This window comes from Nonomuraea sp. NPDC049784 (genome assembly GCF_040659615.1).
Taxonomy (GTDB): Bacteria; Actinomycetota; Actinomycetes; order Streptosporangiales; family Streptosporangiaceae; genus Nonomuraea.
In genome coordinates this window covers 1-1,760 of the sequence record NZ_JBFAMX010001125.1, presented here as the reverse complement: position 1 = coordinate 1,760, position 1,760 = coordinate 1, and the positions used below count along the sequence as shown (strand labels likewise).

The following is a 1,760-nucleotide window of genomic DNA, read 5'->3' as shown; positions in this document are numbered from 1 at the left end:
CGTTTCCCCGGTTGCGTCCGCGGGAGTGTGTATGAGATTGACCTGGTCACAGGCGGAGCCGCCGGGCCGCCAGCAGCATCGTGGCGAGCCCGATCGGCACGTTGATCCAGAACACCGGCCGCCATCCCGAGCCGAGCACGTCCGCCCCGATCAGCAGCCCGCCCACCAGCTGGCCCGCGATCGTCGCCAGCCCGAGCACCATCCCGAGCCTCCCGAAGGCGCGGTGCCTGTCGCGTTCGGGGACCAGCACCGTAAGGAACGCGTACACCTGGGGAAACATCAGCGCCGCGCCCAGCCCCTGAGCCAGCCGCGCCGCGATGAGCAGGGTGGCGGTCTGCGCCACCGCGCACGCCACCGAGGCCACGGTGAAGGCTCCCATGCCGGTGAGGAAGACCCGGCGGCGGCCGTACAGGTCGCCCAGGCGTCCTCCGGTGATGAGCGACACCGCGTAAGTGAGCTGGTAGCCGGCCAGGATCCACTGCACCTGACCGTCACTTGCGTGCAGGTCGGCCTGAATCGAGGGCCCGGCGACGATGACGATGAACGAGTCGAGGGTCGCCATGAACGCCCCGACCAGCACGACCGCGACCGCACCCCACGGCGTGGCCGCCTCGGTCCGCTGCTGCGGCCGCACGCTCACGACCGCGCCTCCTCGGCGACTTCGGCGTCGAGCAGCCGTGCGAGCCCCTTGACGATCTCGGTCGCCATCACCGCCTGCCCGGCCGCGGCGAAATGGATGCGGTCGGCGCTCAGCAGGTCCGGACGGTCGTTGACGGGGTGGTCCCACATGTCGGCGAGGACCGCGCCGTGCTCGGCGGCCAGGCCGCGGATGATGTCGTTGACCCTGCGCACCCGCTCGTTCCAGTCCGGGTAGCGCGGAACCACGAACGCCCGGCCGAGGGTGAACGTCGTGAGCTGTGCCCCGGTCCCGGCGGCGAGCTCGAACACTTGTCCCAGGGCGGCCGCGATGGCCGTGTAGTCCGGGTCCGGCCGGAACAGGTCGTTGGCACCGGAGGGGACGTGGACCAGGTCAGGCCCGAACTCGACCAGTCGGTCGATCTGTGTCCGCATCGTCCGCGAGGTCGTCGCGCCGACCTCGGCGAGGTTCAGGTAGGCCAGGTCGGGGTGGACCCGGCGCAACACGTCCGCGACACGATCAGGCCAGCCCAGTGCGGCGTAGCCGGGGCTCGGATCTCCGGTGCCCGCCGACAGGCTGTCGCCTATGGTGGCGAAGCGCCGCCAGGGCGCCCGCGCCAGCAGCTCTCCGGCTCGCGCCGCGGACAGGCAGTAGGGATCGGACTCTTCAATGAGTGATGTGGTTGCTGCGATCACAAACAAACCGTACGATCGTTCGTACGTACTTTGCAAGAGCCGAGGGAGGGCCACGAATGACGACCGAACCGATGCCCGTCGACCAGCGTCTGGCACGCGGAGCGCGCACTCGAAGGACGATCACCCGCCATGCCGCCGACGTCGCCTCCCTAGAGGGCCTGAACGGGCTGAGCCTCGGCCGCCTGGCCACCGACCTGGGGCTGAGCAAGAGCGGAGTCGCGACGTTGTTCCGTACCAAGGAGCAATTGCAACTGGCCACCGTCGAAACCGCCCGCGAGGCGTTTCTGGACGCGGTGGTACGGCCCGCCTCGGACGCACCGCCCGGGGCCGCCAGGCTCCGGGCGCTCACCGAGCGATGGATCTCCTATGCCGAACAGCCGTTGTTCACTGGTGGCTGCTTCTGGGCGGCCAACCTGCCCGAGTTCGAC

The 1,760-nt window shown here is 69.9% G+C and carries 2 protein-coding genes and 1 pseudogene; 1 reads left to right on the top strand and 2 read right to left on the bottom strand.

Annotated elements, in window-relative coordinates:
• Positions 1-46: 46 nt before the first annotated feature.
• Entirely contained in the window at positions 47-640 is a 594-nt protein-coding gene (locus tag AB0J09_RS63970; RefSeq protein WP_360714180.1) for an MFS transporter, read from the bottom strand.
• Positions 637-1,332 (bottom strand): SGNH/GDSL hydrolase family protein, encoded by a 696-nt coding sequence (locus AB0J09_RS63965; RefSeq protein WP_360714178.1) that lies wholly within the window; start codon positions 1,330-1,332, stop codon positions 637-639. Before AB0J09_RS63965 ends, AB0J09_RS63970 begins: the two co-directional genes overlap by 4 nt.
• A 56-nt stretch (positions 1,333-1,388) precedes the next feature.
• On the opposite strand from AB0J09_RS63965, the pseudogene AB0J09_RS63960 reads away from it, so the two are divergent.
• A pseudogene (locus tag AB0J09_RS63960) lies at positions 1,389-1,760 on the top strand (TetR/AcrR family transcriptional regulator); the annotation flags it as partial.